The 18,983-nt window shown below is 75.1% G+C and carries 19 protein-coding genes; 12 read left to right on the forward strand and 7 right to left on the reverse strand.

Going from position 1 to position 18,983, the window contains the following annotated elements:
* Window positions 1–124: 124 nt before the first annotated feature.
* The 4 genes from FGG90_RS05675 to FGG90_RS05690 form a co-directional block, all read right to left on the reverse strand.
* Window positions 125–667 carry a MerR family transcriptional regulator gene (locus FGG90_RS05675; protein ID WP_012038569.1) on the reverse strand — a complete coding sequence of 181 codons (543 nt, stop codon included), beginning with the start codon at window positions 665–667 and terminating at the stop codon, window positions 125–127.
* Window positions 668–991: 324 nt separating this feature from the next.
* A complete protein-coding gene (gene ftsR, locus FGG90_RS05680) occupies window positions 992–1,693 on the reverse strand; it encodes a transcriptional regulator FtsR (protein WP_086518227.1) in 702 nt (233 codons plus the stop codon).
* Window positions 1,693–2,175 carry an FHA domain-containing protein gene (locus FGG90_RS05685; protein WP_094129417.1) on the reverse strand — a complete coding sequence of 161 codons (483 nt, stop codon included), beginning with the start codon at window positions 2,173–2,175 and terminating at the stop codon, window positions 1,693–1,695. Before FGG90_RS05685 ends, ftsR begins: the two co-directional genes overlap by 1 nt.
* Window positions 2,176–2,263: 88 nt before the next feature.
* Window positions 2,264–3,649, reverse strand: coding sequence for a cation:dicarboxylate symporter family transporter (locus FGG90_RS05690; RefSeq protein ID WP_094129414.1), 1,386 nt, complete (start codon window positions 3,647–3,649; stop codon window positions 2,264–2,266).
* A gap of 144 nt (window positions 3,650–3,793) precedes the next feature.
* On the opposite strand from FGG90_RS05690, the gene FGG90_RS05695 reads away from it, so the two are divergent.
* The 5 genes from FGG90_RS05695 to FGG90_RS05715 all read left to right on the forward strand — a co-directional run bounded on the left by FGG90_RS05695 (window position 3,794) and on the right by FGG90_RS05715 (window position 8,525).
* On the forward strand, window positions 3,794–5,542 hold the full coding sequence (locus FGG90_RS05695; protein WP_094129411.1) for a sensor histidine kinase: 1,749 nt from the start codon (window positions 3,794–3,796) through the stop codon (window positions 5,540–5,542).
* Window positions 5,539–6,246, forward strand: coding sequence for a response regulator (locus FGG90_RS05700; RefSeq protein WP_094129408.1), 708 nt, complete (start codon window positions 5,539–5,541; stop codon window positions 6,244–6,246). The genes FGG90_RS05695 and FGG90_RS05700 overlap by 4 nt, the downstream gene beginning before the upstream one ends.
* 93 nt (window positions 6,247–6,339) lie before the next feature.
* Window positions 6,340–7,386: a M4 family metallopeptidase gene (locus tag FGG90_RS05705; RefSeq protein WP_094129405.1), complete on the forward strand. Its 1,047-nt coding sequence runs from the start codon at window positions 6,340–6,342 to the stop codon at window positions 7,384–7,386.
* A 39-nt stretch (window positions 7,387–7,425) separates the two neighbouring features.
* Complete coding sequence (locus tag FGG90_RS05710; protein ID WP_414146760.1) at window positions 7,426–7,668, forward strand: hypothetical protein; 243 nt, start codon at window positions 7,426–7,428, stop codon at window positions 7,666–7,668.
* Entirely contained in the window at window positions 7,665–8,525 is an 861-nt protein-coding gene (locus FGG90_RS05715) for a DUF3097 domain-containing protein (protein ID WP_094129399.1), read from the forward strand. Before FGG90_RS05710 ends, FGG90_RS05715 begins: the two co-directional genes overlap by 4 nt.
* A 20-nt stretch (window positions 8,526–8,545) precedes the next feature.
* Here the strand turns inward: FGG90_RS05715 and FGG90_RS05720 are convergent, their stop codons facing one another.
* The gene (locus tag FGG90_RS05720) at window positions 8,546–9,619 is read right to left on the reverse strand and encodes a LacI family DNA-binding transcriptional regulator (protein WP_094129396.1); all 1,074 of its coding nucleotides are present in this window, start codon (window positions 9,617–9,619) and stop codon (window positions 8,546–8,548) included.
* 112 nt (window positions 9,620–9,731) lie between these two features.
* On the opposite strand from FGG90_RS05720, the gene FGG90_RS05725 reads away from it, so the two are divergent.
* From FGG90_RS05725 to FGG90_RS05745, 5 genes are read left to right on the forward strand one after another with little or no spacing between them, the layout of a single operon-like run.
* Window positions 9,732–10,940 carry an extracellular solute-binding protein gene (locus FGG90_RS05725; RefSeq protein WP_237583526.1) on the forward strand — a complete coding sequence of 403 codons (1,209 nt, stop codon included), beginning with the start codon at window positions 9,732–9,734 and terminating at the stop codon, window positions 10,938–10,940.
* Window positions 10,937–11,899 (forward strand): ABC transporter permease, encoded by a 963-nt coding sequence (locus FGG90_RS05730; RefSeq protein WP_094129393.1) that lies wholly within the window; start codon window positions 10,937–10,939, stop codon window positions 11,897–11,899. The genes FGG90_RS05725 and FGG90_RS05730 overlap by 4 nt, the downstream gene beginning before the upstream one ends.
* Entirely contained in the window at window positions 11,899–12,714 is an 816-nt protein-coding gene (locus FGG90_RS05735; RefSeq protein WP_086518237.1) for an ABC transporter permease, read from the forward strand. The genes FGG90_RS05730 and FGG90_RS05735 overlap by 1 nt, the downstream gene beginning before the upstream one ends.
* A gap of 7 nt (window positions 12,715–12,721) precedes the next feature.
* Window positions 12,722–13,894, forward strand: coding sequence for an ABC transporter ATP-binding protein (locus FGG90_RS05740; RefSeq protein ID WP_094129390.1), 1,173 nt, complete (start codon window positions 12,722–12,724; stop codon window positions 13,892–13,894).
* On the forward strand, window positions 13,891–15,462 hold the full coding sequence (locus FGG90_RS05745) for an inositol monophosphatase family protein (RefSeq protein ID WP_094129387.1): 1,572 nt from the start codon (window positions 13,891–13,893) through the stop codon (window positions 15,460–15,462). Before FGG90_RS05740 ends, FGG90_RS05745 begins: the two co-directional genes overlap by 4 nt.
* Before the next feature lie 4 nt (window positions 15,463–15,466).
* Here the strand turns inward: FGG90_RS05745 and FGG90_RS05750 are convergent, their stop codons facing one another.
* Entirely contained in the window at window positions 15,467–16,423 is a 957-nt protein-coding gene (locus FGG90_RS05750) for an NUDIX domain-containing protein (RefSeq protein WP_094129384.1), read from the reverse strand.
* Window positions 16,424–16,463: 40 nt separating this feature from the next.
* Here FGG90_RS05750 and FGG90_RS05755 point away from each other — a divergent pair, with 40 nt between their 5' ends.
* Window positions 16,464–16,943, forward strand: coding sequence for a hypothetical protein (locus FGG90_RS05755; protein WP_094129381.1), 480 nt, complete (start codon window positions 16,464–16,466; stop codon window positions 16,941–16,943).
* 69 nt (window positions 16,944–17,012) lie between these two features.
* On the opposite strand, the gene FGG90_RS05760 is transcribed toward FGG90_RS05755, so the two are convergent.
* A complete protein-coding gene (locus tag FGG90_RS05760) occupies window positions 17,013–18,020 on the reverse strand; it encodes an NADP-dependent oxidoreductase (RefSeq protein WP_237583527.1) in 1,008 nt (335 codons plus the stop codon).
* 117 nt (window positions 18,021–18,137) lie between these two features.
* Here FGG90_RS05760 and FGG90_RS05765 point away from each other — a divergent pair, with 117 nt between their 5' ends.
* On the forward strand, window positions 18,138–18,938 hold the full coding sequence (locus tag FGG90_RS05765; protein ID WP_237583528.1) for a Pr6Pr family membrane protein: 801 nt from the start codon (window positions 18,138–18,140) through the stop codon (window positions 18,936–18,938).
* Window positions 18,939–18,983: the final 45 nt, after the last annotated feature.

Genomic DNA, 18,983 nt, shown 5'->3' on the forward strand with positions numbered 1-18,983 from the left:
GAGCGAGGGCGAGGCCGTGGGCGCACGACGATGCACGGGTGCAGCGGAGGGCTGACGGGACGCGGGAGACGTGCGCGGACATCGCCCGCGACGGGGAGTCGCCGGGTGGAGCGGGCCCTCGGGCCTAGGAGGCCTTGACGGCGCGACGGGCGGCGAGCTCGTCGGTGGGGTCGACCGTCTGCGTGTCGATCTCGACGAGGGAGTGCTCGACCTCGCGGAGGACCTTGCCGACGGCGATGCCGAAGACGCCCTGGCCGCGGCTCACGAGGTCGATGACCTCGTCGTTGCTGGTGCAGAGGTAGACGCTGGCGCCATCGCTCATGAGCGTGGTCTGCGCGAGGTCGACGACGCCGGACTCGCGGAGCTGGTTCACGGCGGTGCGGATCTGCTGCAGGGAGATGCCGGTGTCGAGGAGGCGCTTGACGAGCTTGAGGACGAGGATGTCGCGGAAGCCGTAGAGGCGCTGCGTGCCGGAGCCGGAGGCCCCGCGGACGGTGGGCTCGACGAGGCCGGTGCGGGCCCAGTAGTCGAGCTGGCGGTAGGTGATCCCGGCGGCGCGGGCGGCGACGGCGCCGCGGTAGCCGGCGCTCGCGTCCATCTCGGGGAGGCCGTCGGTGAAGAGCAGACCGAGGTCGTAGCGCCCGGAGTCCGGGGTGGAGTCGCTCATCGTTCTGCCTTCCACCCCCCCAGCGCGGATCCCGGAGGGGATCGTGCGCTGATGCGGGTCGGTTCGTCGGGTTCGTGTTCTCACGGTAGCGGGGCCCGCGGGCCCGATCAACGACATCCGGCCTGAGCGCCCGGCGTGTCGTCCGGGCCCGAGCCGCGCCCCCGTCGGGGGTGCCGGTCGGCCGGCGCCTCTCGGATCCCCCGTCGTGCGGTGGCCCCGAGCGGACACGTCAGTCTACGGGCCGGGGCCCGCCGCGCGCTCCCCTGCGCGCGAGGATGCGGCGCCGATCCTCCGCGGGACCGCCCCCGGGCGCCTGCGGACCGCTCAGGACGAGAGGCGGCCGAGCGCGGAGCGGATGAGGCTCCCGCGCACCACCTCGAGCTGCGTGGCGATCTCCCGCGCGAGCTCGGCGGCGTGGGCCCGGCTCGACGCGTCGCGGCGCCGGGACACCGGCACCAGCGCCGACTCGATGAGGCTCAGCTCGCGCTCCGCCGCCTGGCGGAAGCCGCGGAGGTGGCGGGGTTCGATGCCCGTGCGCTGCAGCTCGACGAGCGCGCGCATGACCTGCACGGCCTCCTCGCCGTAGACCTCGGCCGGCATGAGCACGCCCGCGGTGATCGCGTCGCCGAGGAGCGGGGCCGTGGCGCCGGACTCGCGGACGAGCTCCGCGCGGTTGAATCGGCGCTCCTGGTCGAGCATCGAGGTGGCGGGCGCCGTGGCCGCTCCGGGGAGCGCGGGCGACAGGCCGGCGTCGAGGTCGCGGAGGTACGCGCGGATGACCTTGAGCGGGAGGTAGTGGTCGCGCTGCATGCCGAGCACCGTGCGGAGGCGCTCGACGTCGGCGGGGCTGAACTTGCGGTAGCCGGACTCCGTGCGGGAGGGCTGGACGAGCCCCTGCTCCTCGAGGAAGCGGAGCTTGCTGTTCGTGAGGTCGGGGAACTCCGGCGTGAGGCGTGCGAGCACCTGCCCGATGCTGAGCAGTCCGGGGGTGCGTGCGGGCGTCGGCCGGGCGGCGGACGCCGGCACTACTCGGTCGTCCGGCCGACGAGGTCGGCGCGCGAGGCGTAGAACGTGAGGCGGAACTTGCCGACCTGGACCTCGGCGCCGTCCTGCAGCAGGGCCGTGTCGATGCGGACGCCGTCGAAGTACGTGCCGTTCAGCGAGCCGAGGTCCTTGACCTGGAACGTCGTGCCCTCGCGGACGAACTCCGCGTGGCGACGCGAGACGGTGACGTCGTCGAGGAAGATGTCGGCGTCGGGGTGGCGTCCCGCCACGGTGACGTCGGCGTCGAGGAGGAAGCGGGCGCCCTGGTTCGGGCCGCGACGGACCACGAGGAGCGCGGATCCGGACGGGAGCGCCGTGACGGCGTCCTTCTCGTCGGCGGAGACGCCGCCGTCGAGGCCCGCGAGCGCGGCCCCGAGCTCGTCTCGGAAGGTGGCCGTGGTGTCCGTGCTCGTGTACTGCTCGGGCACGCGCGCGGCGCCGTGACCCTCTTGGCGTGCATCCATGGTCGTACCTCCTGTGACCTCACAGCGTAACGGATCGGACACGGCCGGGACCACGTCGGGATCGCCCCGGCGCCGCCCCGACCGAGCGTCACCGGCTGGTGCCGCGGGCCTCGTCGCCGAGGTCGCCGGAGCGCGTGACGTCCGCCTCGAGGGCGTCCGCCGGCGCCTTCAGCCCGGCGTCGTGCTCGGTGCCCATGCTCGTCTCGTCGAACGGGTCGCCGCCGCCGAGGACGAGGGCCACGCGGTCGGCGTCGATGCCGCGGGTCCAGGTGCCGATGAGGATCGTGGCGACCGCGTTGCCGGTGAAGTTCGTGAGGGCGCGCGCCTCGGACATGAAGCGGTCGATGCCCACGATGAGGCCGACGCCGTCCACCAGGTCCGGACGGTGCGACTGCAGGCCGCCCGCCAGCGTGGCGAGGCCCGCGCCCGTGACGCCCGCGGCGCCCTTCGACGCGATGATCATGAACACCAGCAGCGAGACCTGCTCGCCGAGCGCCAGCGGGCTGCCCAGCGCGCTCGCGATGAAGAGCGACGCCATCGTCAGGTAGATGGCCGTGCCGTCGAGGTTGAACGAGTAGCCGGTGGGGACGGTGATGCCGACGACGGGCTTGGAGACGCCCACGTGCTCCATCTTCGCGATGAGGCGCGGCAGCGCGACCTCGGACGACGAGGTCGAGACGATGAGGAGGTACTCGCGGCCGAGGTACCGCATCAGCTTGAAGATGCTGACGCGGGCCGCGAACCAGAGCAGCGTGCCGAGCACCACGACGATGAACAGCGCGCACGTGATGTAGAAGCCGATCATGAGGGTCGCGAGGCTGATGACCGCCTGGAACCCGGTGGCGCCGACCACGGCCGCGATCGCGCCGAACGCGCCGAGCGGGGCCACCCACATGACCATGCTGAGGATGCGGAACACGAGGACCTGGATGTTCCGGATGCCCTCCAGCACCGGCTCGCCGCGCTTCCCGAGCTGCTGCAGCGCGAAGCCGACGAGGAGCGCCACGAACAGCGTCTGCAGGATGCTGCCCGAGGTGAGCGACGACAGGAGCGACGTGGGGATGATCGAGAGGAGGAAGTCCTTCTCGTCGGTCGCCTCGGTCGAGCCCTCGGGCGCCCGCAGGCCGCTGAGGTCGAGGCCCTCGCCCGGGTGGATGAGGTTGCCGACCACGAGGCCGATCGCGAGCGCGAACGTCGACATGACGATGAAGTAGAGGAGCGCGAGCCCGCCGACGCGGCCGACGGTGGCGGCCTTGGCCACGGATCCGACGCCGAGGACGATGGTGCAGAAGATGATGGGCGCGATCATCATCTTGATGAGGGCGACGAACGCGTCGCCGATCGGCTTGAGCGCGACGCCCGTCTCGGGGGCGACGAGCCCGACGGTGACGCCGAGGATCACCGCCACGATGACGGCGATGTAGAGGTAGTGCTGGCGATCCAGGCGGCGGAGAGCGGCGATCGGGTTGGTCATGGGACGTCCTTGTCTCGTGAGCGGCGACGGGCACGGGGTGCCGGGCGACGGGTACCCGTCAGGATGGCGCAGGCGCGGGCGACCCCCGGCGTTGTGTTCATAATGTTCCTGCCGGGGTGACCGCCGCGGAGGCGAGGAGGCGGCATGGCGGAGCGCGCGCTCGCCGTACGACCGCACCGGCCCAGGCGCCGGCGCCCCGCCCTCCCCCGCGGCATCGCCGCCCGGCTCCTCGTGGTCCAGCTCACCGTGCTGCTCGTGGTCGCGGTGGCGGCCACCGCGGCCCTGTGGTCGGACTCGCGCCAGCGGGCGCAGCAGGCGGCCGCCGATCGCAGCCTCGCCGTCGCGACGACCGTCGCCGACTCGCCGCGGGTGGCGGAGGGGCTGGCGTCCGCGGATCCGACCGCTGCCCTCCTCGACTACTCGCTCGACGTGACGCGCGACACGGGCGTGGACTTCGTGACGATCATGGACCGCGACACCGTCCGGGTCACCCACCCCGACCACGACGAGATCGGCCGGCGCTACCTCGGCACGACCGGGCCCGCGCTCGCCGGCCGGCCGCTGACCGAGACCTCCACGGGCACCCTCGGTCCGAGCGTGCGGGCCGTCGTCCCCGTGCGGGACGCGGCGGGCGGGATCGTCGGGCTCGTCGCCGCGGGCGTGACCGTCGACCGCGTCTCCGAGGTGCTCGGCGCGCGGCTCCCGGGGCTCCTCGGCACGGTCGGCGCGCTGGCGCTGCTGCTCGCCGCCGGCGCGGTGCTCCTCAGCCGGTCGCTCGAGCGGACGACGTGGGGGCTCGGCCCCGAGGAGATGGCGCGCATGCTCGCCTACTACGAGTCGGTGCTGCACTCGGTGGGCGAGGGCATCGTGCTCGTGGACCGCGACCGGCGGCTCGTGCTGCACAACGACCAGGCGGCCGGGCTGCTCGACCTCGACGTGGATCCGGCCGCCGGGCCCGTCGAGGTCGCCGCGCTCGGGCTCCCCGCGCCCCTCGAGCGGCTGCTCGCCGGCGGCACGACGGCCGACGAGGTGGTGCACCTGCCCTCCGGCCGGGTCCTCGTCGTGACGCAGCGGCCCGCCCTGCCCACGGGCCGCACCGGGAGCGCCGCCCGGCTCGGGACGGTGACGACGCTGCGGGACCGGACGGAGGTCCAGCGCCTGTCGGGCGAGGTCGCGACGCTGCGGACGCTCTCCGACGCCATGCGCGCGCAGACGCACGAGTTCGCGAACCGGCTGCACACGATCGTGTCGCTCATCGAGCTGGAGCGGCCGCGCGAGGCGCTCGCGCTCGCGGCGTCGGAGCTGGAGACCGACCGGCGGGCCGCCGCGGGGGGCCTGGCCGACGGCGCGGATCCCGTCGTGCAGGCGCTCGTGCGCGGCAAGACCGCGCAGGCGGCGGAGCGCGGCGTCGAGCTCGCCGTGCGCGTCGCCGACGGCACGGGCGCCCCGGGCGTCGCCCCCGCCGACCTCGTGACCGTCGTGGGCAACCTCGTCGACAACGCCATCGACGCGGCCGCCGACCCGTCCCGCGCCACCGCGCGCGGCGACGACCGGGGACGCGTGGAGCTCGCGATCGCGCGGGCCGACGACGGCGCGCTCGTCGTCGAGGTGGCGGACGACGGGCCCGGCGTCGATCCCGCGGTGCGGCCGCGCGTGCTCGAGTTCGGGGTCTCGACGAAGCCGGACGCCGGGGCCCCGCGCGGCGTGGGCCTCGCGCTCGTCGCGCGCACGGCGGAGCGGCTCGGCGGCGCGGTCGAGGTCGGGGACGCCGACCCGCGGCTGGGCGGCGCGCGGTTCCGGGTCGTGCTGCCGGCGGATCCGGGTGCCGGGCGGGGCGACGACGCGCAGGCCACCGCTGGCCCGGGTGACGACGCGGCGGGGGTGCGCCCGTGATCCGCGTGCTGGTCGTCGACGACGACGCGCTCACCGCGGAGGCGCACGCGGCGTACGCCGGCCGGCTCGACGGCTTCGCGGTCGTCGGCGTCGCCCACACCGGCGGCGAGGCCCTGCGCCTCATCGCCGAGGCGGGCCCCGACGGGATCGACCTGGTGCTCCTCGACATGACGCTGCCCGACATGCACGGCCTCGAGGTGTGCCGCCGCCTGCGCGCCGCGGGACGGGCGACCGACGTGGTGGCGGTGACGGCGGTGCGCGACCAGGCCGTGGTGCGCAGCTCCGTGACGGCGGGGATCGTGCAGTACCTCATCAAGCCGTTCACGTTCGCGGCCTTCGCCGAGAAGATGGCGGCCTACGTCGGGTACCGCGAGGGCCTCGACACCGGGAGCGGGAGCACGACGCAGCTCCAGGTCGACCGGGCGCTCGCGGCGCTGCGCTCGCCCGCGCCGGAGGCCCGGCTGCCCAAGGGCATGTCGGCGGAGACGCTCGACCTCGTGCGCGGGATCGCCCGCGGGTCCGGGGCGCCCGACGAGCGCCCCGCGGACGGCGTCTCGGCGGCGGAGGTGTCGGCCGTGCTCGACGTCTCGCGCGTGACCGCCCGGCGCTACCTGGAGTACCTCGCGGACGTCGGCCAGGTGGAGCGCGTGCCGCGGTACGGGACGCCCGGCCGGCCGGAGCTCGGCTACCGCTGGACCGGCTGAGGCACCGTACGGCACGCGACCCCGACGCGCGACCCCCGGGCCGGATCCGCCCGCACCGGTGACGATGTCGTCGCCCCGTGCGAGTCTCGGGACATGAGACGCACGATCCTCCCGCCGTACCTGCTGACCCGCCTCGCCGAGGCCGACCCCGAGAGGATGTCCGCCGCCCGGCAGGCCGCGCGCCGCGCGCTGCGCGACCAGGGGCCGCTCATCCACGAGCGGCGGGGGCCGGGCGCGGCGCCCGACCCGTCGGCGCTCGCGGACCGCGACCCGTCCGGGATCCACCGCACCATCTCCGACGCGGGGAACCGCGAGGAGCTGCCGGGCCGCACGGTGCGCGTCGAGGGCGCGCCCGACACCGGGGACGCCGAGGTGGACGAGGCGTACGCCGGGCTCGGCGCCACCCACTCCCTCTTCTCCGAGGTCTACGGCCGGGAGTCGCTCGACGACCGCGGCCTGCCGCTGCTCGCGACCGTGCACTACGGCGAGGAGTACGACAACGCGTTCTGGGACGGCACGCGCATGGTCTTCGGCGACGGGGACGGCGAGGTGTTCGCGCCGTTCACCCGCTCGCTCACGGTCATCGGGCACGAGCTGACCCACGGGGTCACCGAGCTCACGCTCGGCCTCGTCTACCAGGGCCAGTCCGGCGCGCTCAACGAGTCGATCTCCGACGTGTTCGGCGTGCTCGTGGAGCAGCACGCGCTCGGGCAGTCCGCCGACGAGGCGACCTGGCTCGTGGGCGCCGAGCTGTTCCTCGACCGGTCGACCGGGCTCGCGCTCCGCTCGATGCGGGCGCCCGGCACGGCCTACGACGACGACGTGCTGGGGAAGGACCCGCAGCCCGGCCACCTCGACGACTACGTGGAGACGCAGGAGGACAACGGCGGCGTGCACATCAACTCGGGGATCCCGAACCGCGCCTTCTTCCTCGCGGCGACCGGCATCGGGGGCGCGGCCTGGGAGGGCGCCGGCCGCGTCTGGTACGACGTCATCGAGTCCGGGGCCGTGCGCCCCGACGCCGACTTCGCCGCCTTCGCCCGGGCCACGGTCGACGCGGCGTCCGCGCGGTACGGTGAGGGCGCGTCCGAGGTCGCCGCGGTCCAGGCGGCGTGGGAGGGCGTCGGGATCGAGGTCTAGGTGGAGATCGCCGTGTCACGCACGGGCGGGATGGCGGGCATGACCCGCACCTGGTCGGTGCGCGTGGACGACGACGGCGACGAGCTGCCCGACTGGAGCGCGCTCGTCGACGCGTGCCCGTGGGACGAACCGGCCGTGCCGACCCCGGGCGCCGACCGATTCGTCTACCTCGTGCGCGCGGGCGACCGCGAGGCCCGCCTCGGCGAGGCCGCGGTGGACGGCCCGTGGCGTCGGCTCGTCGACCGGGTGCGCGACGCGTCCCGTGAGAACCTCGGAGGATGACGCCGCCTCCCTCCCCCGACGACCGCTACGGACAGGACGTGCTCGCCGCCGGCTGGCGCGGGCCCGCGAAGAAGGCACCCCGGCCGCAGGACGCGACGCGCGACCTCGTGGTCGAGGAGCTGTCGACCGGGTTCTGCGGCGCGATCGTGCGGGTCGAGTCCGGCATGGTCGTGCTCGAGGACTACAAGCGGAAGCAGCGCACGTTCCCGCTCGGCGGGTCCTTCCTCCTCGAGGGCGAGCCCGTGGCGCTCCGCGTGCCCCGCGCCGCGCCCGCCGGCCCCGCGCGCACGGCGTCGGGCTCGCTCGCGGTCGCCGACCGGCAGGCCCGCGTGGCGCTGCCCAGCCGGATCTTCGTGGAGGGCCGGCACGACGCCGAGCTCGTGGAGAGGGTGTGGGGCGAGGACCTCCGCATCGAGGGCGTGGTCGTCGAGTACCTCGAGGGCGTCGACCACCTCGACGAGGAGCTCGACCGCTTCCGCCCCGGCCGCGGGCGTCGCGTGGGCGTGCTCGTCGACCACCTCGTGCCCGGATCCAAGGAGAGCCGGATCGCCGAGGCCGTCGCCCGCGGGCCGCACCGAGCGCACGCGCTCGTCGTCGGCCACCCCTACGTCGACGTGTGGCAGTCCGTGAAGCCCGCGCGGCTGGGCCTCCGGGAGTGGCCGGTGATCCCGCGGAACGTCGAGTGGAAGCACGGGATCTGCGCCGCGCTCGGCTGGCCGCACGCCGAGCAGGCCGACATCGCGCGGGCGTGGCAGCGGATCCTCGGCCAGGTGCGCTCGTACCAGGACCTCGAGCCCGCGCTCCTCGGCCGAGTGGAGCAGCTCATCGACTTCGTGACCGACCCCGCGGGGCGCTAGGGCCGACGGGCCCGCGCGGCTCAGGCGGGCGCGGCCGCGGTCTCGCCCGTGCGCAGCCGGACGGGCAGCACCACGCTCGCCGCCGCGCGTCCCGCGAGCAGCTCGCCCACCATGCGCCCCGCGTGCACGCCGCGGTCGTGCAGCGGCTGCTCGACCGTCGTGAGACGGCGGCCGAGCCACGGCAGGTCGGCGCCGTCGAAGCCCGTGACCGTGAGGTCCTCCGGCACCCGGATGCCCCGGGCGGCGGCCGCCTGGAGCGCGCTCGCCGCGAGCATGTCGTTCTGGGCGAGGATCGCGGTGGGCGGCGAGGGCAGGTCGAGCAGCACGCCGGCCGCCGCCTCGCCCGCCTCGAGGTCGCGCCCCCCGGCCTCGACGCGCACCGCGTCGGGGAACACGCTGCGTGCCGCGCGGAGGCGCTCGCGGATGGTGCGGTTGACGATCGCCTCCAAGCCCTGGCCGACGGGGACGACCGGGCCGGGCGGGCCGTCCTCCTCGATGCGCGTCGTGCGCATCAGGACGCCGACGCGGCGGTGGCCGAGCCCGCGGACGTGCCGGGCGAGCTCGCCCATGCCGCGGGCGTCGTCGATGTCGACCACGGCGACCCCATCGCCGTGCGGTCCCTCGACGCCGACGATGGGGATCCGGCGTGCCCGGAGGCCCGGCAGGAGCGCGTCGACCTCCTCGCCGCGGGTGAGGAAGACGACGGCGTCGACGGGCATGCCCTCGAGCAGCGGCGCGGCCCCCGCGTGCGGCTCGCGGCGGCCGGGCAGGAGCAGCTGCCCCACGTCGAGCTCGTCGAGCGCCTCCGAGAGGCCGGCCATGGTGGCGAGGGCGACGGGGTTCTGGAAGGCGCGGCGGATGCTGCCCGCCACGACGACGCCGACGATGCCCGAGCGGCCGCTCTTGAGCGAGCGGGCCATGGGGTCCGGTCCCGCGTAGCCGAGCTCGGCGGCGGCGCGCAGGATCCGGGCCCGCGTGGCCGGCGTGATGGACCCGGTGCTGCGGTAGGCGAGGGACGCCGTGGAGGTCGAGACCCCCGCGAGGGCGGCCACGTCGGCGAGCGTGACCGAGCCGCGCGGCGAGTTCCTCCTCATGCCGCTCACCCTATTCACGGCCCGCTCCCCGACGCGCACGTTCGCCCTCGGGGAGCCCGATCGCAACGTTCCGTTCATGTCCGGGCCACCGGCGGGCCGCACCATCGAAACGATGCGATCCGCATCGTCCCCCGAGCAGAAGGACACCCGACCCGTGATCCCCCGCCGTCACCTCATCGCCCTCGCCGCCGCCGCGTCCGCCGCCGTCGCGCTCGCCGGCTGCGCGCCCACCACGAGCAGCGAGGCGCAGGCCCAGAACCACGCCGTGACCGACGCCTCGGGCAGCGCCCGCGTCTTCATCTCCGGCGACACCAACGTCAAGAGCCTCTGGGACGACGGGATCATCCCCGCGTTCGAGAAGGCGAACCCCGGCGCCTCGGTCACCACGACCCTCGACCTCCACGGCGAGCACGACGCCCAGACCATGGCGACGCTCACGAGCTCGGTGCAGGGCGGATCCGACCCCGGATACGACCTCATCGACGCGGGCTTCACCGCGGCCGCCGGCACCGGCGGACTCCTCGCCCCCGTCTCCGCCGACACCATCCCGAACCTCGCGACCGTGCCCGACGCGACCGTGCAGTCCGGCGGCGGCTTCGGGATCCCGTACCGCGCCTCCTCCGTGCTCCTCGCCTACGACTCCACCAAGGTGACGACGCCGCCGAAGACGCTCGACGAGCTGCTGGACTGGATCACCGCGAACCCGGGCGAGTTCGCCTACAACTCCCCCGCGACGGGCGGCTCCGGCGGCGCGTTCGTCACGACCGTGCTCGACTCCCACCTCGACGACGCGACGCGCGAGAAGATGACGACCGGCTACGACCAGTCGCTCGAGGGCGCGTGGGACGCGGGCTTCGACCAGCTGAAGAGCCTGAACGCCTCCATGTACCAGGGCGGCGTCTACCCGAACGGCAACAACCAGGTGCTCGACCTGCTCGGCACGGGCGCCGTCGAGATGGCCCCCGTCTGGAGCGACCAGGTCATCACGGCCCAGAAGTCCGGCACGCTGCCGTCCACCGTGAAGTACGCGCAGATCTCGAACCCGGCCTTCACGGGCCACGCGTCCTTCCTCGGCATCCCGAAGACGGCCGCGCACGCGGACGTCGCCCAGAAGCTGGCCGACTACGTGCTCTCCGCCGAGGGCCAGGCCGTCATCGCGAGCACCATCGCGGGCTACCCCGTGATCGCGCTCGACCAGGTGCCGGAGGACCTCAAGGACCAGTTCGCGTCCGCCGACCCGACCAACCTGCGCCCCGGCTACGACAGCAAGATGGCCTCGGACATGGCGAACCTCTGGGACCAGAAGGTGCCCGGCCAGTGACGGCGATCCGGCAGTCGGCCCCCGCCGCGCCGGTCGCCCCCGCGCGGCGCGCGACCCGGGTCTCCCCGGGCGCGCGCCGCGCCGGCGTCGGCCTCGCGCTCGCCCTCCCGCCCGCGCTGCTGCTCGCGGTGTTCGTCGGGATCCCCGTGGTGCTGGCCATCGGCTTCAGCCTCGGCCACACGGGCGGGCTCAACAGCACCATCGCGTCCATCGGCCTCGGCACGCGGACCGCGACCGGCTGGTGGGGCACGCTCGACGCCTACGCCGACGTGTTCCAGGACCCGCGCTTCCTGCGCGACCTCGGCGTGACGGTGGTCGTCACGGTCGTCTCGACGGCCCTCGTGATCGCGCTCGCCCTGGCGATCTCGCTCAACCTCCGCCTCCGCGGCGGCCGGCTCGCGACGCTGTTCGCCGGGCTCGCGGTCGTGCCGCTGTTCATCCCCGTCGTCATCGCGTCGTGGGCCATCCTCACCTTCTACTCGGGCGACGGCTTCGTGCGCACCGTGTTCGCGCTCGTCGGCCTCGAGGGGCCGACGTGGGGCTACACGACCGTCGCGGTCGTCATCGGATCCGTGTGGACGAGCCTCCCCTTCGCCACGCTCATGGCCACCTCGGGCGTGCAGGGCATCCCCGACGCGATGATCGAGGCGGCGCGCGACGCCGGCGCGTCCACCTGGGCGATCGTCACCCGCGTGCTCGTGCCGCTCGCCGCCATCCCGCTCGTCATCGCGACGACGTTCACGGCGATCGGCGTGCTCGGCTCCTTCACGGTGCCGTACTTCACCGGGCCCAACGCGCCGAGCATGCTGGGCGTCGACATCTCGAAGTACTTCACCGGCTTCAACCACCCGCAGCAGTCCATCGTCATGGCCGTCGTGGTGTTCGTCCTGGCGTCGGGGATCGCGTTCCTCTACGTGCGGGCGAACTTCCGCTCCGCGAAGGCGGAGGGCCGGGTCTGATGCGCGCGCTCCTCTCCGCCCGCGGCTGGGTCCAGGCCGCGCTCTTCGCGGTCGTCGCCGTGTTCGTCCTCGGGCCGCTGCTGTGGCTCGCGGCGCACGCCTTCGCGACCTCGTGGGACTATCCGAGCCTCCTGCCCGCCGGCCTCACCCTGCACTGGTGGGAGGTCGTCCTGCAGGACGCCGAGCTCGCCGCGGCCGTCCGCAACTCGCTCTACTTCGCGCCGCTCACCGTGCTCGTCTCGGCGCTCGTCTGCCTCCCGGCCGCGTACGCGTTCTCGCGCTTCTCGTTCCCGGGCCGGCGGATCCTGCTGGTGGGCCTCTTCGCCACCAACGCGTTCCCGAAGATGGGCCTCTTCGTCTCGATGGCGTCGCTCTTCTACGGGCTGCACCTGATGAACACGGTCACGGGCATCGTCATCGTCCAGCTCATCGGCACGGTCGTGTTCATGACCTGGATCCCGGCCGCCGCGTTCAGCGCCGTGCCGCGCTCCCTCGAGGAGGCCGCGCGCGACGCCGGCGCCGGACGCGTGCGGACGTTCCTGCACGTGACCCTGCCGCTCGCGCTGCCCGGGATCCTCGTGGCCGTGCTCATGTCGTTCCTCGCCGCGTTCGACGAGGCCCAGGGCACGTACCTCGTGGGGGCGCCGGTCTACATGACCATGCCGACCGAGATGTACTCGCTGGTCCTCAACCACCCGGTGCAGGTCGCCGCGGTGTTCTCGATCCTCCTCTCCCTGCCCTCCGTCGCCCTCCTCCTGCTCGCCCGCCGCCACATCATGGGCGGGCGTCTGGCCGAGGGCTTCCAGATCCGTTAGGCCGGTCATGACCGCATCCGCATCCCCCACCACCGCCGCGGCGCCGCCGCTCCACCACGACGACGGCACGGGCACCCGTCCGGCGTCGGGCCTCGTCGTCGCCGGGCTCTCCAAGGACCTCGGCGGACGCACGATCGTCGACGACCTCCACCTCGACGTCGCGCGCGGCGAGCTGGTCGCGCTGCTCGGCCCGTCCGGCTGCGGCAAGACCACGACGCTCCGGATGATCGCCGGGTTCCTCGAGCCCGACCGCGGCTCCGTGGTCATCGGCGGCCGCGACGTCACCGCGTCCGGCCCCGACCGGCGGCCGAGCGCGATGGTGTTCCAGAACTACGCGCTCTGGCCGCACCTCACGGTCTTCAAGAACGTGGCCTTCCCGCTGACGCTCAAGAAGCTGCCGAAGGACGAGATCGCCCGCCGGGTGATGGCCGCCCTCGAGACCGTGAACCTCGCGCACCACGCGCACTCGCGACCCGCCCACATCTCGGGCGGCGAGCAGCAGCGCGCGGCGCTCGCCCGCGCGATCGTGCAGGAGCCCGACCTGCTGCTCCTCGACGAGCCGCTGTCGAACCTCGACGCGAAGCTGCGCGTGAAGGTGCGCGAGGAGATCCGCGACATCCAGCAGCGGCTGGGGATCACGACCGTCATGGTCACGCACGACCAGGACGAGGCGCTCGCCATCTCCGACCGCGTCGCCGTGATGCACCAGGGCCGCATCGAGCAGGTCTCGGCGCCGACCGAGCTGTACGCGCACCCGCGGACCCTCGTGGTCGCGTCGTTCATCGGCAGCATGAACCTGCTGCCCGCGCCGCGCCTGACGGGCACGACGCCGGAGACGGTAGGAGCCCAGGCGCCCGTCGCCTTCGCGCCCACCTCCGCGGACGCCGACGTGTGGGCGGTGCGCCCGGAGGACGTGGCCTTCGCGCCACGTGGTCCGCGCGCCGAGGCGGACGCGACGTCCGTCGTGGTCCGCCGGGTCCTCCCGCACGGCCACTTCCAGGAGCTCGTGCTGGACGCGGGCGGCGTCGAGGTGCGCGCCCTCACGACCGGCGTCGCGCCCTCCGTGGGCGACGGCGGCACCGTCACCCTCCGCGACGTGCGGCACTACCGCGGCGGGACGCTGGTGGGATCGTCCGCCGACTCCCCCGCGGGCGCCGCGGCGTCGGACGCGATCCGATGACGACCGCGACCGCCCACCGCGGCGACTCCTCGCGGCACCGCGAGAACACGCTCGCCGCGATCCGCTCCGCCGCGGAGTCCGGCGCGACGACCGTCGAGATCGACGTGCAGGTCACGCGCGACGGCGAGGTCGTGCTGGTGCACGACGCCACGCTCGAACGCCTCTGGGGCCTCGACGCCCGGGTCGCCGACGTGGACGCGGCCGACGTGCGGGCGCTCGGCGGCGGCGAGCTGCGGATCCCGCTCCTCGCCGAGGCGCTCGAGCTGCTCGCCGGCACCGGCGTGGAGCTCGTGATCGACATGGCGTCCCCGGATCCGGCCGCCGCCGCCCACGCGGTCGTCGCCCGGGCGCCGCGCACGCCGCGCGTCGCCTGGTGCGGGCACCTCGCGGGCATGCGGGTGATCCGCTCCCTCGACGCCGACGCCGTGATCTGGCTGCCCTGGGCCGACGCCGAGCCCCCGACCGCGGGCGAGCTCGCGGAGCTCCGGCCCGCGGTCGTCAACATGCCGCACCTCCTCGTGGGCCCCGCGCTCGTCGACGCCGTGCACGCGCAGGGCGCCCGCGTCGCCGCGTGGACGGTCGACGCGCCCGAGCAGATGGCGTGGCTCGCCTCCATCGGGGTGGACGCCATCACGACGAACCGGCTGCCGCTCCTCCTCGAGGTGCTCGCGCGCGGGGAGGCGGGCGCGGCGGAGGCCGTGTCGCCGGCGGCCGAGCGGATCCGCGCCCGCGCCGTCGCGCGCGACCTCGCCGCGTGGGCCGTGCACCGCGTGCGCTCGCACGAGGTCGGCGAGGTGGGCACCAAGGCGAACCCCGCCGACCACGTCACCGAGATCGACCGCGCCGTCGAGCGCGACGTGCGGGCCGTGGTCGGCGCGCAGTTCCCGCACCACGTGCTCGTGGGCGAGGAGTACGGCGGCGAGGCCGTGCCGGGCCGCCCCTGCTGGTACCTCGACCCCGTCGACGGCACCGCCAACCTCGCCAACGGCGTGCCGTGGACGAGCTTCTCGCTCGCGCTCGTCGTGGACGGGGCACCCGTCGTGGGCATCGTCGCGGACCCGTGGCGCGGCACGGTCGTCGAGGCCGCCGCGGGCGAGGGCGCCTGGTGCGACGGGCGCCGGCTCGACCTCGCGGCCACGCCGCACGGGGTCGCGCCGGACGCGGATCCGCTGCGGGGCCGCATGGTCAGCACCGAGCTGGCCGGGCACGCGCCGTGGCCGGGGATGCTGCCGCTCCTCGCCTCGCTCGCCGGGCGGTTCTGCACGATGCGCGTCATGGGATCCGGCACGCTCACGGTCGCGGGCGTCGCGCTCGGGCACGGCGCGGGCGCGGTGATCGGGTCCTTCGGGCCGGTCGACCACCTCGCGGCGACGCTCATCGTGCGCGAGGCCGGCGGCGTGGTGCTCGACGCGGACGGCGACGACACCCTGTTCCCGGCGACCGGCGGCGTGCTCGCGGCGCGCGACCGGCCGACCGCGGAGGCGCTGCACGCGCTGTGGCGGTCGGGGATCGCGGACGCCCTGGCGGCGGCCGTGCCGGTGCCGGCCGCGGAGGCGCTCGCGGGCTAGGCGGTCAGCCCGCGTCGCGGTCCGCGCGCGCGTCGAGCAGCGCGCGGATCCGGCCGGGGCCCGTCACGCGCGCGCCGAGCGCCTCGACGCGCGCGACCAGGCCGCGGTCGGCCGTGATCACGACGACCTCGCGGCCGGCGTCGCGGGCCGCCCCGACGACACGCACGATCTCCGCGTCGCCGTCGGCCGGGGCGGCGACCACGGCGACGCCGGGCGCGCGCAGGGTCGGCTCGTCCGGATCCGACGCGGGCGCCGCGGGCACCGACGCGTCGCGCGCGCCGCCCTCGACGACCGCCACGACGTCCGGCCAGCGCACGGCGCCCGGCAGGCCGAGGTCGGCGGCGGGCAGGCCGTCGCGCGCCAGCAGGTCGAGCTCGGCGAGGAGGCGGGACGTGGCTCCGGCGCGGTCGCGCCACCAGCCGTCCGGTCGGGAGCCGAGGAGGTTCGCGGTGTCGACCACGAGCGTCACGTCGCGCGCCAGCTCGTCGCGCAGCGTGGGCCAGGATCCGCCGAAACCCGGGTGCAGCGGCAGCGCGTCGACCTCGTCGACGGGCACCCAGCGCAGCTCGATGCTCTCCGCGTCGGCGACGCGGGGCGCGAAGGGCCGGAGGACGCGGGCGGTGACGGTCGTGTAGCTCCAGAAGCCGAGGTCGAGCACGGTCGCGAGCAGCGGCCGGATCCCCGCGGGCGGCACCCCCGCCTCCTCCGCCGACTCGCGCGCGGCGCCGTCGACCGCGGATTCGCCCGCGTGGCGCGCGCCGCCGGGCAGACCCCACGTGCCGCCGTGGTGGCTCCACGCGACCCGGTGCTGGAGCAGGACGCCGCGGTCGGGATCGTGCACGAGGAGGCCCGCCGCCCCGAACGCGCCCCAGTAGCGCTGGCCCTCGGGGCTCTCGACCCAGGCGTCGCCGCTGTCTCGGGGCGCTCCGCGCGGAGGCTCGGGCGGGCGGTCGGCGGTCATGGATCCACCATCTCACGGGCTCCTTCGATAGCGTCGGGGCATGTCGTGCATCAGGTTCACCACCGCCGCGCAGCTCGAGGCCCTGCACCGGACGGCGCCCGCCGTGCTCACCGCGGAGCAGGCCGCCGCGCTGCATCCCGCGCCCGAGGTCACGCCCAGCAAGATCCGCCGCCTGCGCCTCCTCGCCGAGCACCGCGACCCCAAGGTGCGCGAGAGCGTCGCGAGCAGCCGCCACGCGCCGCTCGACGTGCAGCACGCGCTCGCGCACGACGCCGACGAGGGAGTACGCGCCTGCCTGGCGCGCAACCCCGTCGCGCCGGCCGAGGTGCTGTCCGTGCTCGTGGGCGACACCTCGGAGCGCGTGCGCTCCTGGCTCGCGGTCAACGACGCGACGCCGCCGGCCGCGGTCGCGCTCCTGGAGTGCGACGAGTCGCCCGCCGTCCGCGACCTGCTGCTCTGGCGCGAGGCCCACATCGAGCGTCCCGCGGAGCCCGCGCCCGCCGAGGTCGTCGCGGGCTGACGCCGTCTGTCGCCCGGACGTCGCCCCGACCGGTAGGGGTGACGGTCCGCCGTCACCCCGACCGCCGGATCAGGCCCGACCGTCCGCCACGTCGCGCGCCTTCGCCGTGCTGCGGCGGTCCCCCGGGTAGTGCACGGGCCGCATGCCGAGCACGATCTTGCCGCGCGCGTGCCGGCGCTCGAGGTCGTCGAACGCCTCCTGCACCTCGGCCAGCGGGTAGAAGCCGGACACGAGCACGTCGACCTCGCGCTTGGCCGCGAGCTCCGCGACCGTCGCGAGCGTGCGGGAGCGGTGCACGTCGTCCTCGTCCACGGGCGGCAGCACGGCCTCGAGCTCCAGCTCGCGGCGGTCGTCGCTCGAGCTGAAGCGCTTGCCCTGCACGCCGAGCTCCTCCGCGACGGGCTCGCCGCCCCCGAAGTTGTCGATGAAGCCCTGGACGCCGTTCGGCGCGGCCTTCCGGATCCGCTCGGCGAGGCCGTCGCCGTAGACCACGGGCGTGACGCCGACCTGGCGGAGGTAGTCGAAGTTCCGCTCGCCGCAGGTGCCGATGACCCGGGCGCCGCGCCGCATCGCGAGCTGCGCCTGGATGCTGCCGACGCCGCCGGCCGCCGCCGTGACGACGAGCGTGTCGCCCTCGCCGACGGACACCGCGTGCAGCACGTCGTGCGCGACGAGGCCCGCGAGGAAGAGGCCGCCCGCGATCTCCCACGGGAGCTGCGCCGGCTTCAGCACGACGTTGCCCGCGGGCACGACCACGTGCGTCGCGTGCGCGGCCATGACCGTGTGGCCGAGGACGTCCTGCCCCTTCTTGAAGCGGGTCACGCCCTCGCCGACGGCCGCGATGCAGCCGGCGAAGTCGCTGCCCTGGCCGTTCGGGAACGCGGTGGGCACCTCGTCCGGGAAGCGGCCCTGGCGGATGTACGCCTCGATGTGGTTGATGCCCGCCGCGAAGACCTCGACGAGGACCTCGCCGGGGCCGGGCGACGGACGCGGCACGTCGACGACCTCGAGGACGTCGACGCCGCCGAAGGACCCGAACTGCACCTGCTGGGTGGTGGATCTCGATGAAGGGCTCATGCGCGTCATCCTGCCGTCCCCGCCCGCGGCGCGCGAGGGCACGGAGGCGATCGTGAGACTCGCGTTCGTAGACTGGATGCGGCCCGGCAGCCTCGAGCCGGCCGCGATCGGAGTGCCGTGCAGAGGATCCTCGGTGCCGTGCGCCTCGTCGCCGCGGTGGTGGGCGCAATCGCGCTCGCCGGGGACCTCGACTACGTGCAGGGCTTCACGAGCTTCGCGACGGCAAACTGGTTCAGCTACTTCACCACGCAGAGCGGCATGGCGGGCGTCGTCGTGCTCGCCGCGTCGGGCGTCCACGCGCTCCGCGGCGGCATCGAGCCGAGGCTGATGGCGGCCGTGCGCGCCGTGGTCGTCAGCTACGTGGTGGTGTCCGGCGTCGTCTTCGGGCTGATCGTGCTGGAGTCGAGCGCGCAGTCGTACTACGTGGAGGTGCCGTGGTCGAGCCGCCTCCTGCACTTCGTGCTGCCGGCGTACGCGCTCCTCGACTGGACCCTCGCGCCCGGCCGCCCGCGCGTCCCCTGGCACGCCGTCGGCTGGGCGATGGCGTTCCCGGTGGCGTGGTGCGCGTTCACGGAGGTGCGCGGGCCGCGGGTCGGCTGGTACCCCTACTTCTTCATGGATCCCGCGCAGGTCGGCGTGCCGCTCGGCATCGCGGCGTGGTTCGCGCTCGTGGCGGGCGTGCTCGCGGCGATCACGGCCGTGGTCGTGGCGCTCAGCCGCATCCGGCCGGCGGACGGGCCGGCGGGCGGCGTCAGGCGGGGACGCGGGCGGGCGGCGGCGCGCGACCGCGGGGTGGACGTCCCGGCGGAGATCGCGGACGATCGCGCCCGCGCCGGGGACGCCGAGGAGGACGACCCCCGCCCGGCCGAGGGCGCGCCCGAGCCGGCGCGACGCCGCCGGGCGGGCATCGGACGGTGACCCTCCCCGACGCACGTCCGGTCCGCGCCGGGCGCGCGTCCCGTC

The organism is Clavibacter michiganensis subsp. tessellarius (genome assembly GCF_021922985.1).
In the GTDB taxonomy this organism is placed as follows: domain Bacteria; phylum Actinomycetota; class Actinomycetes; order Actinomycetales; family Microbacteriaceae; genus Clavibacter; species Clavibacter tessellarius.